This window comes from Caballeronia sp. LjRoot34 (genome assembly GCF_964253815.1).
Lineage (GTDB): Bacteria > Pseudomonadota > Gammaproteobacteria > Burkholderiales > Burkholderiaceae > Caballeronia.
Genome location: NZ_CAXUSB020000001.1, coordinates 370697 through 392475, shown reverse-complemented (window position 1 = coordinate 392475; position 21779 = coordinate 370697). Strand labels below are relative to the sequence as shown.

18 protein-coding genes, 1 tRNA gene and 1 pseudogene are annotated in these 21779 nt (G+C 58.7%); 6 read left to right on the top strand and 14 right to left on the bottom strand.

Going from position 1 to position 21779, the window contains the following annotated elements:
• Positions 1-283 precede the first annotated feature (283 nt).
• Together ACSQ36_RS01795 and ACSQ36_RS01790 are read left to right on the top strand one after the other, a co-directional pair.
• Positions 284-574 (top strand): toxin, encoded by a 291-nt coding sequence (locus tag ACSQ36_RS01795; protein ID WP_436180713.1) that lies wholly within the window; start codon positions 284-286, stop codon positions 572-574.
• Positions 571-882 carry a helix-turn-helix domain-containing protein gene (locus ACSQ36_RS01790; protein WP_436180712.1) on the top strand — a complete coding sequence of 104 codons (312 nt, stop codon included), beginning with the start codon at positions 571-573 and terminating at the stop codon, positions 880-882. The genes ACSQ36_RS01795 and ACSQ36_RS01790 overlap by 4 nt, the downstream gene beginning before the upstream one ends.
• A gap of 116 nt (positions 883-998) precedes the next feature.
• Here ACSQ36_RS01790 and aspS read toward each other — a convergent pair whose 3' ends face one another.
• The 12 genes from aspS to ACSQ36_RS01730 form a co-directional block, all read right to left on the bottom strand.
• Positions 999-2801 (bottom strand): aspartate--tRNA ligase, encoded by a 1803-nt coding sequence (aspS, locus tag ACSQ36_RS01785; protein ID WP_436180711.1) that lies wholly within the window; start codon positions 2799-2801, stop codon positions 999-1001.
• Positions 2802-2879: 78 nt separating this feature from the next.
• Positions 2880-3536, bottom strand: a complete 657-nt coding sequence (locus ACSQ36_RS01780) for a DUF502 domain-containing protein (RefSeq protein ID WP_213765806.1) — start codon at positions 3534-3536, stop codon at positions 2880-2882.
• A gap of 198 nt (positions 3537-3734) precedes the next feature.
• Positions 3735-4154 (bottom strand): FmdB family zinc ribbon protein, encoded by a 420-nt coding sequence (locus ACSQ36_RS01775; protein ID WP_436180710.1) that lies wholly within the window; start codon positions 4152-4154, stop codon positions 3735-3737.
• 227 nt (positions 4155-4381) lie between these two features.
• Positions 4382-5041 carry a methyltransferase domain-containing protein gene (locus ACSQ36_RS01770; protein ID WP_213765804.1) on the bottom strand — a complete coding sequence of 220 codons (660 nt, stop codon included), beginning with the start codon at positions 5039-5041 and terminating at the stop codon, positions 4382-4384.
• Between the two features lie 7 nt (positions 5042-5048).
• Positions 5049-6626 (bottom strand): ubiquinone biosynthesis regulatory protein kinase UbiB, encoded by a 1578-nt coding sequence (ubiB, locus tag ACSQ36_RS01765; RefSeq protein ID WP_213765803.1) that lies wholly within the window; start codon positions 6624-6626, stop codon positions 5049-5051.
• An 11-nt stretch (positions 6627-6637) separates the two neighbouring features.
• Positions 6638-7339 (bottom strand): ubiquinone biosynthesis accessory factor UbiJ, encoded by a 702-nt coding sequence (locus tag ACSQ36_RS01760; RefSeq protein ID WP_436180709.1) that lies wholly within the window; start codon positions 7337-7339, stop codon positions 6638-6640.
• 180 nt (positions 7340-7519) lie between these two features.
• Positions 7520-8545, bottom strand: a complete 1026-nt coding sequence (locus ACSQ36_RS01755; RefSeq protein ID WP_436180708.1) for a Tim44 domain-containing protein — start codon at positions 8543-8545, stop codon at positions 7520-7522.
• Between the two features lie 25 nt (positions 8546-8570).
• Positions 8571-9302, bottom strand: a complete 732-nt coding sequence (ubiE, locus tag ACSQ36_RS01750) for a bifunctional demethylmenaquinone methyltransferase/2-methoxy-6-polyprenyl-1,4-benzoquinol methylase UbiE (RefSeq protein ID WP_213765800.1) — start codon at positions 9300-9302, stop codon at positions 8571-8573.
• Between the two features lie 96 nt (positions 9303-9398).
• Positions 9399-9809, bottom strand: coding sequence for a gamma-butyrobetaine hydroxylase-like domain-containing protein (locus ACSQ36_RS01745; RefSeq protein ID WP_436180707.1), 411 nt, complete (start codon positions 9807-9809; stop codon positions 9399-9401).
• A gap of 49 nt (positions 9810-9858) precedes the next feature.
• Positions 9859-10287, bottom strand: coding sequence for an HIT family protein (locus ACSQ36_RS01740; protein ID WP_436183066.1), 429 nt, complete (start codon positions 10285-10287; stop codon positions 9859-9861).
• 36 nt (positions 10288-10323) lie between these two features.
• Positions 10324-14415, bottom strand: coding sequence for a DUF3683 domain-containing protein (locus tag ACSQ36_RS01735; protein ID WP_436180706.1), 4092 nt, complete (start codon positions 14413-14415; stop codon positions 10324-10326).
• A gap of 707 nt (positions 14416-15122) precedes the next feature.
• Positions 15123-15934 (bottom strand): IS5 family transposase gene (locus ACSQ36_RS01730; protein WP_436180705.1). Its coding sequence is split into 2 segments (ribosomal slippage): positions 15123-15586 and positions 15586-15934, totalling 813 coding nucleotides; the frame shifts between segments, so codons are not numbered across the junction.
• A gap of 966 nt (positions 15935-16900) precedes the next feature.
• On the opposite strand from ACSQ36_RS01730, the pseudogene ilvA reads away from it, so the two are divergent.
• The 4 genes and pseudogenes from ilvA to queF all read left to right on the top strand — a co-directional run.
• Positions 16901-18076 (top strand): annotated as a pseudogene (gene ilvA / locus ACSQ36_RS01725) (threonine ammonia-lyase, biosynthetic); the annotation flags it as partial.
• Between the two features lie 164 nt (positions 18077-18240).
• Positions 18241-18317, top strand: a tRNA-OTHER gene (locus ACSQ36_RS01720).
• Between the two features lie 123 nt (positions 18318-18440).
• Positions 18441-19343: a 5'-nucleotidase gene (locus ACSQ36_RS01715; protein ID WP_436180704.1), complete on the top strand. Its 903-nt coding sequence runs from the start codon at positions 18441-18443 to the stop codon at positions 19341-19343.
• The gene (queF, locus tag ACSQ36_RS01710) at positions 19343-20173 is read left to right on the top strand and encodes an NADPH-dependent 7-cyano-7-deazaguanine reductase QueF (protein ID WP_436180703.1); all 831 of its coding nucleotides are present in this window, start codon (positions 19343-19345) and stop codon (positions 20171-20173) included. The genes ACSQ36_RS01715 and queF overlap by 1 nt, the downstream gene beginning before the upstream one ends.
• A gap of 3 nt (positions 20174-20176) precedes the next feature.
• On the opposite strand, the gene ACSQ36_RS01705 is transcribed toward queF, so the two are convergent.
• A complete protein-coding gene (locus ACSQ36_RS01705; RefSeq protein WP_436180702.1) occupies positions 20177-21196 on the bottom strand; it encodes a fimbrial protein in 1020 nt (339 codons plus the stop codon).
• Positions 21197-21382: 186 nt separating this feature from the next.
• Positions 21383-21766, bottom strand: coding sequence for a RidA family protein (locus ACSQ36_RS01700; RefSeq protein WP_436180701.1), 384 nt, complete (start codon positions 21764-21766; stop codon positions 21383-21385).
• Positions 21767-21779 lie beyond the last annotated feature (13 nt).

Genomic DNA, 21779 nt, shown 5'->3' with positions numbered 1-21779 from the left:
GGAGGCGCGGCGTGAACTGGAGCGAGACGCTAGCAACCCCATCAACTCCGCTTCAACCAATTGGTGCAATCGGTCAAAAAACATCGCAAAGGTGCTTTTGGTCAACGCACTGCCTTCCCGTATTGAGCTGTCCACAATAACGTCAGCCCCTCCTTGTGATGTATTCGACTGATCACGTCGGGGCGCAGCCGCGCACCTTGCTCATCATACGTAACTTGCGTATATTCAATGAAACTGACTTTTATAGAATTACCTGCGTTCAGTCGGTACCGGGAAGACTATCTTGACGATGACGAATATCGCAGGCCTCAGGCAGAGCTGCTTGCTCACCCCACTGCGGGCGACGTCATTAAAGGCACCGGTGGCCTCCGTAAGCTTCGCTTCGGCAACAACCAAGCGAGGAAAAGGAAAGCGCGGCGGAATCCGCGTGATTTACTACTACTGGGTTACTGGCTGGCAAGTCTGGTTGTTTACGCTCTACGGCAAAGACGAAATGGACGACCTATCAAATGACGACCGCCGGGAATTGGCGTCCGCTTTGAGCGCAGAAGTGACTTTGAGGAACAACGAATGAAACGCAATCTGTTTGCGGAATTAAAGCAAGGTGTCACCGCGTTGGAGGATCAGCGGAAAGGCAAAGTGACTTTGCGGACGATCGATATGGAGATTCCGTCACGGGTGGAAGTTTCGGCGGCCGAGATCAGGGAAATGCGAACCAAAATGAATGTTTCACGAGCGGTGCTGGCTCACCGGTTGCGCGTCAACCCGCGCACGCTCGAGAACTGGGAGCAAGGAACTGCAAAACCTAATGCTCAGGCCGCAGTGCTGATCAAACTGGTCGAGCAACACCCTGAGACATTCGACTATCTGGCCGCGCTATAACGCATTCGCCGGGTCTGACGCGCATGGAGAGTTTTCAAGACAGTTCCAGAGACCCCATGAACCGAAAAAGGCGCCCTGCGGCGCCTTTTTTGTTCAACCCGTGATGCTGCCCAAGCTTACTGCGGCTTCGGCTCCGGCGCACGCAAACGAATATGCAATTCCTTCAGCTGCTTTTCGTCCACTTCGCTCGGCGCTTGCGTCAACAAATCGGTCGCGCGCTGCGTCTTCGGGAAAGCGATCACGTCGCGGATGGAATCGGCGCCTGCCATCATCGTGACGATCCGGTCCAGCCCGAACGCAATACCACCATGCGGCGGCGCGCCGTACTGAAGCGCGTCAAGCAGGAAGCCGAACTTGATACGCGCTTCTTCAGCGCCGATCTTGAGTGCGCGGAACACCTTGCTCTGCACTTCTTCCTGATAAATCCGCACCGATCCGCCGCCGATTTCCCAGCCGTTCAGCACCATGTCATAGGCCTTCGCGAGGCAGCGGCCCGGGTCCGTTTCCAGATATTCCAGATGCTCGTCCTTCGGGCTCGTGAACGGGTGATGCGCAGCCACGTAACGGTTGTCTTCCTCGTCGAACTCGAACATGGGGAAGTCGGTCACCCACAGCGGCTTCCAGCCCTTTTCGAACAAGCCGTTCGCGCGGCCGAATTCCGAATGGCCGATCTTCAGACGCAACGCGCCCAGGCTGTCGTTCACGACTTTCGAACGATCCGCCGCGAAGAAAATGATGTCGCCGTTCTGCGCGCCGGTCCGCTCGATGATCGCGGTGATCGATGCGTCGTGCAGGTTCTTCACGATCGGGCTTTGCAGGCCGTCGCGCCCCTTCGCGATGTCATTCACCTTGATCCAGGCCAGGCCCTTCGCGCCGTAGATGCGCACGAATTCCGTGTAGCCGTCGATCTCGCTGCGCGACATCTCGCCGCCACGCGGCACGCGGATCGCCGCCACGCGGCCGTCCTTGGAATTGGCCGGCGTGCTGAAGACCTTGAAATCGACGTCGCGAACCGCGTCCGTCAGGTCCGTGAATTCCAGCTTCACGCGCAGATCCGGCTTGTCCGAGCCGAAACGGCGCATGGCTTCCGAGTACAGCATGACCGGGAATTTCTCGTCGAGCGAGACGTTGATCGTTTCCTTGAAAACGTGACGGATCATCGCTTCGAACAGATCACGAATTTCCTGTTCCGTCAAAAACGACGTTTCACAGTCGATCTGCGTGAATTCCGGCTGACGATCCGCGCGCAGATCTTCGTCGCGGAAACATTTCACGATCTGGTAGTAGCGGTCGAAGTTCGCCACCATCAGCAATTGCTTGAACAATTGCGGCGACTGCGGCAGCGCGAAGAACTGACCCGGGTTCGTACGCGACGGCACCAGGTAATCGCGCGCACCTTCCGGCGTGCTCTTGGTGAGCATCGGCGTTTCAATATCGATAAAACCCTGCGCATCCAGATACTTGCGCACTTCAATAGCCACGCGATAACGCAAACGCAGGTTCTGCTGCATCTGCGGACGGCGCAAATCGAGCACGCGATGCGTAAGGCGCGTGGTTTCGGAGAGGTTGTCGTCGTCGAGCTGGAACGGCGGCGTTACCGACGGGTTCAGCACATTCAGCTCATGGCACAGCACTTCAATCTTGCCGCTCGTCAGCCCGGCGTTCGCCGTGCCTTCAGGACGAGCGCGCACGACACCCTTCACTTGCACGCAAAACTCGTTGCGCACGCCTTCGGCCACCTTGAACATTTCAGCGCGATCCGGATCGCAGACGACCTGCACGAGGCCCTCACGATCGCGCAAATCGATAAAAATAACGCCGCCATGGTCGCGCCGGCGATGTACCCAGCCGCACAGCGAAACGCTTTGGCCCAGCAGAGCTTCGGTCACCAGACCGCAGTATTCAGATCTCATCGACATGATGTTGTGTCTTTCGTTATTCATTGATCAACGGCGCGCGCGCACAAGCCCTCAAGCGTTGTTCGCGGCACGCCGGCATTACAGCGGCGGATCGACGGGGCGGCGCGGCGCGGCCTGCGCTTGCGGCATGGACGGCGCGACTACTCCCATCGAGACGATGTACTTCAACGCAGCATCGACAGACATGTCGAGCTCGATGACTTCGCTTTTCGGCACCATCAGGAAGAAACCCGAGGTGGGATTCGGCGTGGTCGGCACGTAGACGCTCACATGATCTTCGGTCAGGTGATTGACCACGTCGCCGCCGGGAATGCCCGTCAGGAAACCGATGGTGTAGGACCCCGAATGCGGGTAACGGATCAGCAGTGCCTTGCGAAACGCGTTGCCGCTGCTGGAGAGCAACGTGTCCGACACCTGTTTAACGCTGGTATACAGCGGTCCGACCACGGGAATGTGACGCACGATCACATCCCACCACTCGACCAGTTTCTGGCCGACGAAGTTCTGCGTGAGCAAGCCCACGACGAAAATGAAGGCGAGCGTCAGCACAGCGCCGAGGCCCGGCAGATGAAAACCGAACAGCCGCTCGGGCTGCCAGGATTCCGGCAGCAGCAGGAGCGTCTGGTCCATGGTCCCGATCACGAGCCCGATCACCCACAGCGTGATGGCGAGTGGAACCAGCACCAGCAGGCCGGTCGCGAACACGGATTTCAACGTAGTCTTTTTGGTCGTCATTTACACAGCCGGAAGGCCGCCCCGCGTGGGCCTCAACGGTTTGGCTGGTTCGCCGCCCGCTGCACATTCATGGCGTCGGGCGGTCATCTTCTTGCGTGCGATCGGACAGATCGAGCAGATCGTGCAACTGAGCGCACTGGACGCACAGGTCGGGCAAGATTGCGTTGCAGGCTTCGCGCTTCGCTCCAGCCACAAGCATCAATTCGATGCAGGCGACGCCGGTTTGCCCGATGACGCAGCAGCCGACGTCGTGCTGCCTGCCGCCGGCGCGCTTGCAGTGGCCGAATCGGTCTTCGACGACTGATTACCTGAATCCTTGCTCGACTCTTTACTCGAATTACCCGAATCCGATGCGCCTTCGCTCTTCGTTTCGGCTTTGGCGCCCTCGTCCTTCTTACCGCCCTCTTCCTTCCGGACAGCGGCGGCGCCATTATTGCCACCGCGGAAGTCGGTCACGTACCAGCCGGAACCCTTCAACTGAAAGCCCGCGGCCGTCACCTGCTTGACGAATGTTTCCTTCCCGCACTGCGGGCACTGTTTGAGCGGTGCATCGCTCATCTTCTGGAGCGCGTCTTTTTCGAAGCCGCAGGACTCGCAGCGGTACGCGTAGATCGGCATGTCACTCTTCCTACGATTAACGTTTCGGCGCTTGCAAAGCCTTGAATTATAGCCGCAAACCATCGGCCAACCCTTAATTTTGGGTTGGCAGGCTTAGGTTTCAAGGGGATGCGGCAGGTTTGCGCAGGTTTCTTTTGTCGAAACAGAGCGTGTGCAAGCGCAGGCCGCTTGATGCAGGTACGGGGTCGTGTCAGCCGACTACAGGCGACACGCTGGATACGGTGGATTCAGGCGGGAGGGTTAGCTGTCGGCGCACGCCGACGCCAGGTAAGCCAGCGTTCGCGTCCCGCGAAGACGTCGATGGATCCGGTCACTTCAAGCTCTTCCACGAGCTCGAAATACGGCGTCAGCAGGGCATCAAGCGCGCCCCGCTCAATGCCGAACGGCGGCCCCTTGGGTGTCTCGCCAAGGAAATAGAAACCCGCCAGCAGCGCGCCGGGCCGCAGCAGTTCGGCCATGCGCACGGCGTAATCCTGCCAACGGCCTCGCGGCAAAGCGCACAGGAATGCGCGCTCATAAATCCAGTTCGTTTCGAACGGTGGCTGGTACGTGAAGAAATCGGCTTGCTCAACCACGCCAGCGTGTTCGCCCAATTGTTCACGTGCCGCAGCAACGGCGCTTGGTGAAAAATCGATAGCCCGGACCGGCCAGTTTTCGCGCGCAAGCCATAGCGCTTCGTACGCACTGCCGCAGCCGGGGATCAGCACATTCGCCAAGGCGTTCCGATGCTTGAGGGCAAACGCCTTGAACGCTTCGGGCACGCCGGCCTGATCCCAAGGCATAAAGCGCTGGTCGAAGCGCTCGTTCCAGAAATCGGGGGAATTCGGGTCGCGCGTGTCGAAGCTGGGCGGAACAGCGGGCTCAGCAGGTTTGCGAGTGTCAATCATGGTGCCCTCAACCTCCGTATGCAAATACCTGCCAGAACTGGACAAGCACAGCGCCCGCGCCCACCGCTAGCCCGAATATCAGCAACGCTTGCAGCAAACGATTCGTGCGTTTCTGCTCAAGCAGGATCATGCGCATGAGCTCGTCATTGCCGCCGCGCGGCTGGTCATGCCGGTCAGCCAGTACTTGGTGAATCAGGCGTGGCAACTGCGGCAGCGTCTTGCTCCATTGCGGCGCTTCCAATTTCAGTCTTTCGTACCAGCCGCGCCAGCCGACCTGCTCGTTCATCCACCGTTCGAGATACGGCTTGGCGGTTTTCCATAGATCGAGTTCGGGATCGAGCGACCGGCCGAGCCCTTCCACGTTCAGCATCGTTTTCTGCAGCAGCACGAGTTGTGGCTGAATCTCGACGTTGAAGCGGCGCGAAGTGGAAAAGAGCCGCATCAGCACCTGGCCCAGCGAAATATCCTTCAACGCCCGGTCGAAGTAAGGCTCGCAGACCGCGCGGATAGCACTTTCCAGCTCTTCGACACGCGTGCTCGGCGGCACCCAGCCCGATTCCAGATGCAGCGTGGCCACCCGGTGATAGTCGCGCTTGAAGAACGCCAGGAAATTCTGCGCCAGATAGTTTTTATCGAAATCGGACAACGCGCCGACAATCCCGAAGTCCAGCGCGATATACCGCCCGAACGTCTCTTCCGCGAGACTCACCTGGATGTTGCCGGGATGCATGTCGGCGTGGAAAAAGCCGTCGCGGAATACCTGCGTGAAGAATATCTCGACGCCTTCCTGCGCCAGCTTCGGAATATCCACGCCCGCCGCTCGCAGCACTTCCACCTGGCTGATCGGCACGCCGACCATGCGCTCCATCACCAGCACGGTGGGCGCTGAATAGTCCCAATACATCTCGGGCACCATCAGCAAATCAAGGCCCGCGAAATTGCGGCGCAACTGGCTGCCGTTCGCAGCCTCGCGCATCAGGTCAAGTTCGTCGTGCAGATACTTATCGAACTCGGCAACCACTTCGCGCGGCTTCAGCCGCTTGCCGTCCGCCCATAGCCGCTCGGTCCAGTACGCAATGTCGCGCAGCAACGCGAGATCCGAGTCGATCACGGGCAGCATGTTCGGCCGCAACACCTTCACCGCTACTGCCTTGCCCGCATGCGCGCCGGTCTTGATCTTGGCGAAGTGCACCTGCGCGATCGATGCGCTCGCCACCGGTACACGTTCGAAGTCGTCGAACAAAACGTCGATGGGTGAGCCCAGCGACTTCTCCACAAGGCCGATAGCAACATCCGAATCGAATGGCGGCACTTGATCCTGAAGCTTGGCGAGTTCGTTCGCTATGTCGACAGGAAGCAAATCGCGCCGCGTTGACAGCACCTGCCCGAACTTGACGAAGATGGGTCCAAGGCTTTCAAGCGCGAGACGCAGCCGCACCCCGCGTGGAACGTCGAACTTGCGGCCGAACGTGGTGACGCGCATGAGCAAGCGGACACGGCGGTCCTGGATGCCGCTCATCACCAGTTCGTCGAGCCCGAATCGCACTACGGTGAAAAAAATCTTGAGGAAACGCAGAAGACGCATGGTTCAGCCCATTACTTGCTCGTGCCGCGCGCTGACGCGGCGCCGGACGCTGACGCGCCTCGGGCTTCGGCTTTTTGTTCGAGTCGCTCGATGCGTTTTTCGACGCGCGCAAGCGCGTCCCGGGCTTCCGACAGTTCGGCATTGAACGTGTCGAGGGCGCTGCGGCGCACGAGTTGAGGTTGTTCGTCGAGCAGATATTCAGCCACCGATTCAAGCAGATTCCGACCGGAGCGGCGCGCTTGTTCACTCACCTTGCGTACGGTCGAGCCAATGCGGTGAGCGGGGCCGTCGCCAATTACGCGGGCCAGATCTTCTTCGGGCTCCCAGCGCAGATGTTCGGCCAGCTTCGCGATGGTGGTCGCGAACTCCGCGTCGCCTTCTATGCGGACGTGTTTCATCACAGCCGCCTGGCCGCCTTGCAGGAACGCCGGGACGGCCTCGGCGGGAACAGAGAGGGTAACGTCGAAAGTGCGCGCCTCGGTTTCGTCGACGGCGGCAATGAACCCGTCCGGCTGGACCATCAACAACAGCGAGAACGGCGAGAGTGCCAGCTGCGCGGTCTTGCCGGCGTAAGGCACAAGGCGCTCGCGAGCCCAGGATTCGCGCGCGAGCACATGGTTCACAGCGGCCGCGAACGCTTTCGATGCGGTTCTGGCTGCGGCCTGAGTGGCAGAAGGTGCTGCGGGGGGGGCGAATTCGTCTGCGTGCGTCATCGGCTCTGAGATGAAAAAACCCGCGCAAGCGGTCACTCGCGCGGGTTTCTATTCTACCTTTGCAACCGGCGTTATCGTTTGCCCCCTGGCAACGCGAACGTCACGTTAGCCATAAGGCCTACACTCTAACGCCCGGACGACCGGCTTTTTCAGCCCGTCATCCAGCTTGCCATCTGCCAATTAACTGACCTGCTGAATCCCGGCCAGCAACCAGCCTTCGTTGCCGTACTTCTGCTTCGACAGGTTCCAGATCTCGATGAACGGTTCGGCAGCAGCGCCTTCCGTTTCACGAATCAGGCCGTGGAAACGCACGCTGGCAAGGCTTTCCGTGCCGCGCTCCTCGACGCCCAGGATGTCGGCGTTGAGTTGCACGACGTCGGTACGGTTCGGCTGCGTACCGCGTGCATCGATATCCAGCTTCACTTCCGCGAACATTTCCGGCGTGGTGAATTCGCGGATATCGTTGGAATTGCCTCGGTCCCATGCATCCTGCAAGCGCACGAAATAAACCTTGGCGTTACGCACGAACGCTTCGCTGTCGAAGCCTGCCGGCACCTCGACCTGCGGCGCGGCGTCCACGGCGCCCGCCGTGGACGCGCTGCTCAGCGCAGCGGCGGACGGACCATAACCGCCCGGCGCCGACTGCGGAACATAGCTCGGCTCGTGCTGGTTAAACCCGGTACGTGCCGATCCGCCGAACGGCGAACCCGCGCCGGCGGCTGCATACGCCGGTGTGTTTGCGTTTTTCCTGCGGTTCATGATGAAGCGGAACACCATCACAGCGGCCATCACGATCAACGCGATCATGATCATGTTTGCCATTGCGCCAGCGAACGCGCCGCCAAGACCGAAGTGCGACAACAGCGCTGCTATGCCAAGACCCGCGGCGAGACCGGCGAGCGGTCCCATCCAGCGGTTACGCGCAGGCTGTGCAGCAGCGGCGGCAGGCGCCGCTGCCGGTGCTGCACGTTGTGCATTGGCGGCCTGGCTCGACTGCATGGACTGCGAGGGCGGCGTAGCTTGATTCTGTTGAGCAGCAGTCGTTGATTGACGACCCATGCTGCGGCCGCCACCCATGCGGCGTGCCTCTGCATCTTCAGCGATCAAAGCACCGGCCATGATTACGCCAGCCAGCGCAACGACCCCGGCTTTCCTGAATAACGACTTCAGGAAACCCCGAGTTTGGGGTAAGCGCGAATCGGACATTTCGAATCCTTATAAAAGTGGAACACTAAAATTTGGTCCCGACGTGTAAAGCTACCACGCCACCTGACAAATTGTAATATTCGACTCGATCCAATCCTGCGCGTTCCATCATTATTTTTAACGTTTCCTGGTCCGGATGCATCCGGATTGACTCCGCGAGATAACGATAGCTATCCGCATCTTTCGCGAATTTGTCGCCAAGCCACGGCAAAAACTTGAAACTGTAGAGATCGTACGCCTTCTTCAACGGCTCCCATACCTTCGAGAACTCCAGAACCAGAACTCGGCCGCCCGGCTTCAATACCCGATACATTTCGGCTAACGCACCATCTTTGTGCGTCATATTACGAAGTCCAAAGGCAACTGTAACGATATCGAAATAATTGTCCGGAAACGGAATCTTCTCCGCGTCGCAGATCAGAGTCGGTGTGATCACGCCTCGATCGATCAGGCGGTCACGCCCGACGCGCAGCATCGATTCATTGATATCCGTGTGCCAGACCTCGCCTTTCTCGCCCGCCTGTTTCGCGAACGCTTTCGCCAGATCGCCCGTCCCGCCTGCCAGATCGAGCACTTTGTAGCCAGGACGAACCTTCGCCTGGCCGATCGCGAAGAACTTCCACGCGCGATGCAGACCACCCGACATCAGGTCGTTCATCAAGTCGTAATTGCTTGCGACCGAATCGAAAACGCCCGCCACCTTCTTCGCTTTTTCCTGTTCGTCGACCGTTTCAAAACCGAAGTGGGTCTTGCTCATCGCGTTCGTCCTTGTCTTGTTCGTGTTGTTGGCCGCGCCCGAAAAGGGGTTTTGGCCGATTGCCGCGACAAATTGCCGCGACAAGGTAAAAATCGGTCAATGGCAGTGGCCACCGGACGCTTTTGGCATCATTGGCGTGTCGCGGTCAACGCCCGCCGCTTCCAGTTTGGCGAGATAGCCTGCCCAGAGTTCATCCTGACGGACCGCGAGGTCATGCAGGATGTCCCAGGAATAAAGACCGGTATTGTGGCCATCGGAAAAATTGAGCTGCAGCGCGTAGTGGCCAACCGGCTCGATCGCGATGATCAGCACGTCGCGCTTGCCCGTTTGCAGGGTTTCCTGGCCGGGACCGTGGCCCTGTACCTCCGCCGACGGCGAATATACGCGCAACAGCTCGAACGGGATCCGATACGTCTGATCGTTGCCATATTGCAACTCAAGGGCGCGCGTTTTCGAATGCACGACAATCCCCGTCGGAATCGGCGTTTGTTTGGTCAGTCCGCTCATGGTGAGCCTTTTTATTGAATCAGGAGGTCAGTTAGCCCGGGTCAGAGGGTCAGCCGAACGCCAGCGCCATCTCGGCGCGCACTGCTTCGCGCAACAAAGTGGCCTGTGCCCGGCGATTCGACAACAGCGCTTGGGACACCGTGCGCTGGCGCGGCGCCCAGACAGGCAGCGGGAAACGGGAATCGTTGGAATGGCGCGGAATGACGTGCCAGTGAACGTGAGGAACCTGGTTGCCGAGGCTTGCCAGATTGATCTTCGCCGGCGCGAGCACGCGACGGATCGCGCGCTCCACGCCGTTTACCGCCGTCATGATCTTGAGCCGGGCGGCGTTGTCGAGATCGGACATCTCCGCCACGTGCGCATGCCAGATCACCCGGCAAAAGCCCGGCCATTCGGGCTCATCGGCGAGGACGACGCGCACTGCGTCATCCGACCACAAGACCTCGCCGCCGTCTTCACGGCAAAAGACACAGTCCATCATTTTCCTCTAGCGAAACAAGCCCCGGTTCCGCTATTACACCAGCACGCGCTCGATACCGCCATCGTTAGCGCGCGCCACGTAATCTTCCATCCAGCTCGCGCCGAGCACCTTGCGGGCAATTTCCACGACGATGTAATCCGCTTCTATGTTCGCGTCCTCGTTATACCGCGACAAACCCTGCAGGCAGGACGGGCAGCTCGTGAGGATCTTGACGTCGGTTCCGGTGGATTGTGCCCCGTCGCCTGCTTTTAGCACCGATCCCGGCGCAGCACCCGCCGTTCCCGCCGACGCGTTCGCCAGATTGATGCCATTCGCGCCCGCCTCGCCCACGAGCGGAATGTCCCGCAGCTTGGCCGCACCCTTGCGGATTTCCTCTTCCTTGCGGAAACGGACCTGCGTGGAAATGTCCGGCCGTGTGACCGCGAGCGTGCCCGATTCGCCGCAGCATCGATCATTCTTCTCGATCTTGTAGCCATCGTGCGCCGAACCCATGATTTCATTCACGAGCTTGATCGGGTCCATGGTCTTGATCGGCGAATGGCAGGGGTCGTGATACATGTAGCGCGTACCGGTCACACCTTCCAGCCGGATATTCTTTTCCAGCAGGAATTCGTGGATATCGATAATCCGGCAGCCCGGGAAAATCTTCTCGAATTCATATCCGGCCAGTTGGTCGTAGCAAGTCCCGCACGACACCACCACCGTCTTGATATCGAGATAATTCAGCGTATTGGCCACACGGTGGAACAACACGCGATTGTCCGTGACGATTTTCTCGGCTTTATCGAATTGACCCGCGCCGCGTTGCGGATAACCGCAGCACAAGTAACCCGGCGGCAACACCGTCTGCACGCCCGCTTCCCACAGCATGGCTTGCGTGGCGAGGCCGACTTGCGAGAACAGGCGCTCCGAGCCGCAGCCTGGGAAGTAGAAGACCGCTTCCGTATCCGAGGTCGTCGTCTTCGGATTGCGGATGATCGGAACAATCTTGTTGTCCTCGATGTCCAGCAACGCCCGCGCCGTCTTCTTCGGCAGGTTGCCCGGCATCTTCTTGTTCATGAAGTGGATGACTTGCTGCGTCACCGCCGGCTTGCCGACCGTTGCCGGTGGTTTTGCCGTCTGTTTCTTCGCGAACTTCTTCAGCACTTCATTGCCCAGCCGCTGCGCCTTGTAGCCGACGCCCATCATCGCCGTGCGGGCAAGGTTGATGGTCTGCGGGTTCGTGGCGTTGAGGAAGAACATGCCGGCAGCATTGCCCGCGTTGAACTTCTTCTTGCCCATCTTGCGCAGCAGGTTGCGCATGTTCATGGTGACATCGCCGAAATCGATCTTCACCGGGCACGGCGTCACGCACTTGTGGCAGACGGTGCAGTGATCGGCGACGTCGTTGAATTCGTCCCAATGCTTGATGGATACCCCGCGGCGGGTCTGCTCTTCATATAAGAACGCCTCGACCAGCAGCGACGTCGCGAGGATCTTGTTGCGCGGGCTATACAGCAGGTTGGCGCGCGGCACGTGGGTCGCGCAGACCGGCTTGCACTTGCCGCAACGCAGGCAGTCCTTGATGGAATCCGCAATCGCGCCAATATCCGACTGCTGCATGATCAGCGATTCGTAGCCCATCAAGCCGAAGCTCGGCGTGTAGGCGTTACGCAGATCGGCGCCCGCGAGCAACTTGCCCGCGTTGAAACGGCCTTGCGGGTCAACGCGTTGTTTGTACGCGCGGAATTCCGCGATCTCGTCTTCGGTCAGGAACTCCAGCTTCGTGATGCCGATTCCATGTTCGCCCGAAATCACGCCATCCAGATCGCGCGCCAGCTTCATGATGCGTGCGACCGCGACATGCGCGTCCTGCAGCATCTCGTAGTTGTCGGAGTTCACCGGGATATTGGTGTGGACGTTGCCGTCCCCGGCATGCATGTGGAGCGCGACAAATACGCGGCCACGCAGAACCTTCTTATGGATGTTCTGCGCTTCTTCGAGGATGGGCTTGAACTCGCCGCCGTTGAAGATGTGACGCAATTCGGCGCGGATTTCCTGCTTCCAGGAAACGCGAATGGTGCGGTCTTGCGCGACGTCGAATACGCGGACGCCCGGCTGCGAATCCACGCGATCGGCCAGTTTTTCGGCGAGCCCTTCATAGCCGAGCTGAACCATATAATGCTGCGCTTCGCGCAACGGCAGATCCAGCTTCTCGCCGACGAACGTCCAGCGTTCACGCACTCGCTGCAACAGATCGAGCGCTTGCTGTACACGATCCTCAAGCAATTCGGCGCTCGGAATTTCGTTGGCGTCATCGCTCTTTCCGAGCGGCAGCTTGCCCGTCTTGAAGAACGTTTCGAGGGCATCCACGAGTTGCAGCTTGTTCTTGATCGACAACTCGATGTTGATCCGCTCGATCCCGTCGGTGTACTCGCCCATGCGGTTCAGCGGGATCACGACGTCTTCGTTGATCTTGAACGCGTTCGTATGCTTCGCGATGGCCGCCGTGCGCGAGCGATCCAGCCAGAAACGCTTGCGCGCTTCGGCGTTCACCGCGACAAAGCCTTCGCCGCTCTTGCCGTTCGCCATGCGGACGACTTCGGACGTGGCCTGGGCGACCGCATCGGGATCATTACCGACGATATCGCCGATCAGCACCATCTTCGGAAACGCGTTGCGCTTGCTTTTGGTCGCGTAACCGACCGCGCGCAAATACCGTTCGTCGAGATGTTCGAGACCGGCGAGAATCGCGCCACCCTGTTTCGACGTCTCGAACAAGTAATCCTTGATTTCCACGATGCTCGGAATCGCATCGCGTGCCTGGCCGAAGAATTCCAGGCAGACGGTGCGCGTATGCGCGGGCATCTTGTGCAGGATCCAGCGCGCCGATGTGATCAGACCGTCGCAGCCTTCCTTCTGCACGCCCGGCAGACCCGACAGGAATTTATCCGTCACGTCCTTGCCGAGCCCTTCCTTGCGGAATTTGCTGCCGGCAATATCGAGCGATTCAGTGCGCAGCAATTTCTCGCCCGGCGCACGCGATCCGTCGAACCAGTCGAGCCGGAAACGCGCCACGGGGATGTCATGAATCTTGCCGCAGTTGTGATCCAGGCGCGTGACTTCGAGCCAGTCGCCCTGCGGATCGACCATGCGCCACCAGGCCAGATTGTCGAGCGCCGTGCCCCACAGAACGGCCTTTTTGCCGCCGGCGTTCATCGCGACATTGCCGCCGACGCACGATGCATCCAGCGACGTCGGATCGACGGCGAACACAAAACCGGCATGTTCGGCCGCTTCCGTTACGCGGCGCGTGACCACGCCCGCGCCCGAGAAAATGGTCGCGACTTTATGGTCGACGCCCGGCAGGTCCGTCATTTCGACGGGTCCGAGCTGTTCGAGCTTTTCGGTATTGATGACGGCCGCGAACGGCGTCAAGGGAATCGCGCCGCCGGTGTAGCCCGTGCCGCCTCCGCGCGGAATCACGGTGAGTCCTAGTTCGAAGCACGCCTTGATCAAGCCGGCGATTTCCGCTTCGGTGTCCGGCGTCAGCACGACGAACGGGTATTCGACGCGCCAGTCGGTTGCGTCCGTCACGTGGGAGACGCGCGACAGGCCGTCGAACTTGATGTTGTCTTTCTCGGTGACCTTACTGAATACCTTCGATGCCTTCTTGCGCAGATCGTAGGTCTGTTCGAACTCTTTCTTGAAATCTTCGACCGCGCGGCAGGCGGCGCTGATCAGCAGTTCCACGCGCGCTGCGCGATCCCGGCCGGCGTCGTCCTGATGTTGCGACAAATCCGCTTTGCGACGCTTTTCGATATCGCCCAGACGGTGATTCAACGCTTCGATCAGCAATGCGCGGCGTTTCGGGTTATCGAGCAGGTCGTCCTGCAGATACGGGTTGCGACGCACGACCCAGATATCACCGAGCACTTCGTACAGCATCCGTGCCGAGCGGCCCGTGCGGCGTTCGCTACGCAGGATGGCCAATGCGGCCCAGGCTTCCTCGCCCAGCAGGCGGATTACGATTTCGCGATCGGAAAACGACGTGTAGTTATAGGGAATTTCGCGCAGGCGCGGCTCGGTATCCAGGGCCACGGCATGCGCGGCGCCGTTCGGATCGAAGGCTTGGGGTGCGTTCATATTCGACAGTTCGGTGAGCCGGCGCCTGTGCTGACAATGAAATCACGAGCAGCGCTATAGCCGGCATTGCGCGGGGAGGCGCAGATTTTCGAGTGATACTTTTTTTTGTGAAGGTGCTCGCCGGCAGGGGTGGCAAACGATGCAAAACCTTCGGAGGGTCCGGAATCAGCGGCACGATCGCTGATGACGCGCATGTCGTTCCGAAGCCGCGTGGATAGCGCAGCAGAGCGCGCAGCACTCGCGTAGAGCGTCGCGGGGAACATGCGTCAAAAAGCCGGTCCGGGACTGCCGTTGCATCTTCCGATCCTGTATCGAAAAAGGAATTCTAACTCATCGGGGTGTTTGTCGTTCGCACTCGGTAGTGGGTTGAAGGGCTTTGTGCATGTCAGTTTTCGACGGGGTTTTGGTGGTTTTTTCAACTGTTGTTGGGTTTGGTGGGGATCGCGGGGGGGCGGGCAGCGGCGGGGATGTCGTTGGTTCTGGGGTTTGCGGTCGGGTTGGTGCCGGGGTGGTGGGTTCTAGGTTAGCGGTCGGGGTTCATGCCGGGTTGGTGCTTTCGGCCGTGGTGGTCTGCGAGAGTCGGATTTTCTCTTTATCACTATTAGCCACTGTGCGTGGCGGCACGTCATTTCTTTGTCCAAAGCGACAAAGAAACGAAGCAAAGAAAGCGCTTTTAAACCACGCTACCCTAAGAGACTGTTGCAGAATTAAGTTTGCATATTTTTTAGCCGGGTCCAGCAAGTTAAAGCACACGCGAGCGTGAGGAAGGCTTCGTGTATGTGCGCATATTTCTCGTAGCGCATCTTCAGGCGGCGATAGGAGTGCAGCCAAGCGATCGTACGCTCGACAGGCCAACGTGTTTTGCCTAGACCACTGCCATGGGGTGAGCGCAGTTTCGCGAGTTCAGGAGTGATGCCGCGTTTGCGAAAGCGTCGCCGATGTGGCTCAGAGCTATAGCCTCGGTCGCCCTGAACAATTTTGGGCTTACGCAAGGGCCGTCCTGGCTTGCCTCGAATTGGCGGAATGGCTTCGACCAGTGGGTCAAGCTGAGTGACGTCATGGCGGTTTGCGCCCGTCAGGATGACGCCGAGCGGGATGCCTTGCGCATCGACGATGATATGGTGTTTGCTGCCGAGTTTGCGCCGGTCCGTGGGGTTTGGGCCTGTTTTTTTCCCGCGTACAACGCGCGAATGGAGGAGCTGTCGACCAGTACTCTGGCCATATCGAGTTGGCCTCGACGGCGCAGTTCGGCCAGCATCGTTTCGTGCATGCGTTGCCATACGCCCGCTTTATGCCACTGGTCCAGGCGCCTCCAGCAAGTGGAGCCCGACCCGCAGCCCATTTCCTGCGGCAGCAAATTCCACGCGAGGCCTGCGCGCAGCACGAACACGATGCCTGTGAGCACGGCGCGATCAGGTATTGGCTTGCGTCCTGCATACCGGCGATTGCGCGGCGCAGCTTTGGGCAGCAGCGGTTCGATGAGTGCCCATAATTGGTCGTCTATAAGTTCCTTAGCCATGGCTTCCTGTCAGGGAAAACAAGACAGAAGTTAACACCAGAGCCAAAAAGTTAACAGCCCCTTTTTGTAATTCTGCAACAGTCTCTTAAGTGTCCACCGCGTGCAGTTTTCATTCATAGGTGCCCCAAAAGCACGGTGCTCGCCAGAGCGACGGATGTTTGAACCCCTCCTTCTCCGAACACCGATACCCACACGCTTCGCCACCAGTGATTGAACCTGCCCAAGGAGCACCCCGCGCTATCCGCGGACGACCTCCCTCCAAATTTGTACGCGCCTCGAACCACGTCGCCAACCCTGCTGAAAACGAGGTCGCGAAGATGCGGGTGGCCGCAACCGACGAAAATAGCTGTACAGAATGCGCAGCCAATTCACAGAAACTGAAGCAGTAAACACAAACACGCATGAAGCTGTGGCCTATGAATACGGTCGCACGGACCAGGTAGCTAATCCGTCAAAACCGCAGCCGTAAATACCTGTAAGGCCGTGCGGGTTCCTTAGCAATTGTGCTTGCCCGAGAGCGTACGGGGCGAAGCGTGTTCGTGTCAGGATTCGCGAGAAGGAGGGGTTCAAACATCCGTGGTTCTGGCGAGCACCGTGCTTTTGGGGCACCTATGAATAGAAACTGCACGCTGTGGACACTTAGGGTAGCGTGTTTGAAAGCGCTTTCTTTGCTTCGTTTCTTTGTCGCTTTGGACAAAGAAATGACGTGCCGCCACGCACAGTGGCTAATAGTGATAAAGAGAAAATCCGACTCTCGCATACCACCACGGCCGAAAGCACCAACCCGGCATAGACCCAGAACCGCTAACCCAGAACCTAGCAACCCAGCACCGACCCCGACCGCTCCCCCCAGAACCAACGCCCCCCAAAAGCCCCAAAACCCGAGCGCCAGCGAGCCCCTACGCTATTATCAACGTTTTCGCTCACAAAAAATGGCGCGCAAAGCCGCGCGCGAACGGCTCCGCAATGACATACCCCGATTACCTCAAGAAAGTCCTGACCGCGCGCGTCTACGACGTCGCCCGCGAAAGCGAACTCGAACCCGCCCGCAATTTGTCCGCGCGGCTGCACAACTCGGTCTACCTGAAGCGCGAAGACAACCAGCCGGTGTTCTCGTTCAAGATTCGCGGCGCGTACAACAAGATGGTGCAACTTTCCTCTGACGTGCTTGCACGCGGCGTGATTACGGCATCGGCGGGAAATCATGCGCAAGGCGTCGCTTATTCGGCCACGCGGCTCGGCTGCAAAGCCGTCATCGTCGTGCCGGTCACCACGCCCCAAGTCAAGATCGACGCCATGCGCGCGTTCGGCGGTCCAACCGTGGAAATCGTGCAGCACGGCGAATCCTATAGCGACGCGTACGACCACGCCGTCAAGTTGCAGGCAGAACGTGGCCTGACCTTCGTTCATCCTTTCGATGACCCCGACGTCATCGCCGGCCAAGGCACCGTCGCGATGGAAATCCTGCGCCAGCACCAAGGCCCGATCCACGCCATCTTCGTCCCCATCGGCGGCGGCGGGCTCGCGGCGGGCGTCGCGGCGTACGTCAAAGCGGTGCGCCCGGAGATCCGCGTCATCGGCGTGCAAGCCATCGATTCGTGCGCGATGAAGCAATCCATCGATGCAGGCGAGCGCGTCACGCTGGCCGAAGTCGGGCTGTTCGCCGATGGCACCGCGGTAAAACTCGTCGGCGAGGAAACATTCCGGCTATGCCGCGAGTTGCTCGACGAAGTCATTACGGTGGACACCGACGCCCTCTGCGCCGCGATCAAGGACGTCTTCCAGGACACGCGCAGCGTGCTGGAACCGTCGGGCGCGCTGGCAGTTGCGGGTGCAAAGCTATACGCGGAGCGCGATGGGCTGGAAGCGCAGACGCTGGTCGCCGTCACGTCCGGCGCAAACATGAACTTCGACCGGATGCGTTTTGTCGCCGAGCGCGCTGAAGTCGGCGAAGCGCGCGAAGCGGTGTTCGCGGTGACCATTCCGGAAGAACGCGGCAGTTTCAAGCGGTTCTGCGAGCTGGTCGGTACACGCAGCGTCACAGAATTCAACTACCGCATCGCCGATGCCCACGCCGCCCATATCTTCGTCGGCGTGCAGATCAAGACGCGCGGCGAAGCGGTGCAGATGGCGAACGCGTTTATCGAACACGGATTTGCTACGGTCGATCTCAGCCACGACGAGCTGTCGAAGCAACATATCCGCTACATGGTGGGCGGCCATTCGCCGCTCGCGCAAGACGAACGCCTGCTGCGCTTCGAATTCCCCGAACGCCCGGGCGCGCTGATGAAATTCCTTTCGTCGATGGCGCCGAACTGGAATATCAGCCTGTTCCACTACCGGAACCAGGGCGCGGATACGAGTTCGATTCTCGTCGGCGTCCAGGTGCCGGCATCGGATAACGCCGCGTTCGGGCAATTCCTTGCGACCTTGGGTTATCAGTGGTGGGACGAAGGTGCGAATCCCGTCTACAAGCTGTTCCTGGCCTGACGAGCGGACGTTTCGCATGGCCTTCACGCTGGACGACAAGCTGGTGGTCGCGATTTCATCGCGGGCGCTGTTTGATTTCGAAGAAGAGAACGAAGTCTATGAGACCGGCGACTTGCGCGAATACGAGGCGCTGCAGCGTTCGCGGCTTCATGTTCCGGCTAAACCCGGCATCGCGTTCTCGCTGATCGAGAAGTTGCTCGCGTTGAACGTGGACGGCGAGCGGCGCGCGGAAGTCGTGATCTTGTCGCGCAGTGATCCTATTAGCGGCTTACGCGCATTCAGTTCATGCAAGGAACACGGTCTGGCGATCGAGCGCGGGGTCTTTACGCGCGGTGAATCGCCGTTCCGGTATCTGGAGCCGTTCCGAGCCTCCTTGTTCCTATCGGCGAATTCCACCGATGTCCGCGCCGCCCTCGCCGCCGGCTTTCCCGCCGCGACGGTCGTGCCGCGAGCGCCGCTTGCCGCGAGCCGGTATCCTGACGAAATTCGGATTGCTTTCGACGGCGATGCCGTGCTTTTCTCCGACGAAGCCGAGCAAGTGTTCCAGGCGCAAGGCTTGCCCGCGTTTGTGGCGCACGAAGTCGGCAAGAAAGACCGGGCGTTGGCGAACGGCCCGTTGAAACCGTTGCTGGAAGCGCTTCACAAGCTGCAAAAACTTAGCCACGACACCACGCGGATGCGGATTCGCACGGCGCTTGTGACAGCGCGATCGGCGCCGGCGCACGAGCGGGCGATCCGGACGTTGATGGACTGGAACATCGAAATCGACGAAGCGATGTTCCTCGGTGGATTGGACAAAGGCCCGTTCCTGGGCAAGTTCGAACCCGACTTTTTCTTCGACGACCAAATTGGCCATTGCGATTCGGCCCGCGTCGTGACAGCGACGGGGCACGTCCCGAGCGGCATATCGAACGAATAATGAATACGCCCGAACACTCTCCCCTTGGCAAGCCGGTCCAGTACTTCGAACGATACAATCCGGCGCTGCTTTTTCCCATCGGCCGAAAGTCGGGGCGCGACGCGCTCGGTCTCACGGGTCCGCTACCGTTCTTCGGCACCGATATCTGGAACGCCTACGAACTGTCGTGGCTCAACCGCAAGGGCAAACCGCAGATCGCGGTGGCGACGTTTATCGTGCCGGCGGATTCGCCGAATATTGTCGAGTCGAAGTCATTCAAGCTGTATCTGGGATCTTTCTCACAGACGGCGTTTGATTCTATCGATGAGGTTCGTGCGGCGATTCGCAAGGACGTTTCCGCGGTTTGTGGCGCGAATGTGTCCGTGCAGCTTGTCGCACCTTATGAGTTTGCGTTGAAACTCAAGATGGAAGAGTTTGAGGGTTTATCGCTGGATCGGCTGGATCTGGATACCGATGTTTATTCTCCCGATCCCTCGTTACTGCGTGCATCTTTTGGTGAATCGCCGGTTGATGAGACGCTGTTTTCGAACTTGCTGAGATCCAATTGTCCGGTGACCGGGCAGCCGGATTGGGGCAGTGTGCAGATTCGTTATGTCGGTGCGCCAATTGATCATGCGGGATTGCTGCGATATATCATTTCTTATCGTGAACATACCGGGTTTCATGAGCAATGCGTTGAGCAGATATTTCTGGATGTGATGCGTGAATGCAAACCGGAACGCCTTGCCGTATATGCACGATATACACGGCGCGGCGGCTTGGATATCAATCCGTTTCGGACCAACTTTAATTTGCCACTGCCGGATAACGCACGGTTGGCGCGGCAGTAACCACTATTGATACGTAAAGGTGAAGGTAGCTCTCCCGAGCACACTCCCGGGCGTTAAATTGCCGGTCCGTATATATCTCGCCGTGAATGGAAGATGAATACCACCGGAAACGGTGCCTAAATCCAGCGAATTGGTAATCGCAGCGTCCGATCCCGTGTAGAAGATTGGAGCAGGTCCCAGGCGTACCAGTGCGTCATTATAAAGAATCTGAATTGCGATGCCTGAAGCAGTAGAACCGGGGGCGAGCGTCAGCTCCGTAGATTGATTCAGCGGTGTGGCCGCATCTGTCAAGGTGATTTGAGGCCTGGCATTGCTTTCACACTGGAGATCTATTCCAAAATTCGTTGGATAGGCAATGGCGCCTGGAGCCGGCAATTCGGAAACATGCACATTTTGCAGCGGCACCGCGATATCTGATTTTACGACGGAGCACGCGGCGACTGTCACTGGGTTGATGGTATAGCCCCAACTTAAAAGGCTATTCGCTGCGCTACCACCGTTCGCATACTCGGTGGTTGGCGCGCTGACATATGCGCCAAATTTGAAAGACCCCGCCGCGACGGCGCTAGCTGTCTTAACTAGTTCGAATGATCCTTGAAGCACGCTCACGCCAGTTTGCGCCACACCAAAATCAAACGTATTTGATGTGCCGCTGTACGAAATGGGCTTCATGACTGTTCCATCAATCGCGCGCATCCGGAAGCCGATCCCTTGCGTTATCCCCGGAAACACATATACATCCGAATATCCATCCACCAGTGTCGCAGACAACCCCTGCACCTGTGCGTACCAATGCACGGTTCCGTTGAATTTATTGGTACAGGTAATGGTGATAGAAAAACTAGCTTTTGCGCCAGGAATATCTTGTCCGACTGCTAGGTTAGTCGGCACGGAAACTGATGGCAAGTTGACAAACGCTGGCAGCGGAGCAGTGCAGTCACTATATGCAGAAAATACCTTTGTCGAAAATAACACCGCCAGCACAAACATCAGATAGCGAATATTGCGAATTGTGTGGCACAAGATCGTGTCCGTTTGATTATTTGAAACGTCGACGTATTACTTTGACAGGGGACTATAACCCGCAAAAGCCATTTCGCCATGTTCGCTGAAAAAAATCAAACTGCACCTGAAAAAGACTTTTTCATTTTGTGCATCCGGACATTCACCTTCGCGGATGCACTCTGATTTATATAAATCAGCTTTTACTTAGCCGGCCTTCTTATAAGCCACGCAATCCACTTCGACCTTGCAATCGATCACCATCGATGAAACCACGCAAGCGCGTGCTGGCGGATGTTCCCCGAAGTACTCTTTGAAGACCTTGTTAAACGACGCAAAATCCCGCGGATCGTCAAGCCAGACGCCGCATCGCACGACGTGCTCCGCGCCATACCCGGCTTCCTTCAAAATCGCGAAAACATTCTGAATCGCCTTATGCGATTGGGCAACAATCCCGCCTTCAATCACTTCGCCATTTTCCATCGGCGTCTGGCCGGAAACAAAAAGCCATCCGTCCGCTTCAACGGCCCTCGAAAACGGCATGACCGCGCCGCCTTGTCCTTTACCACCTTCCACGCCATATCGTTTCATTGCACATCCTCAA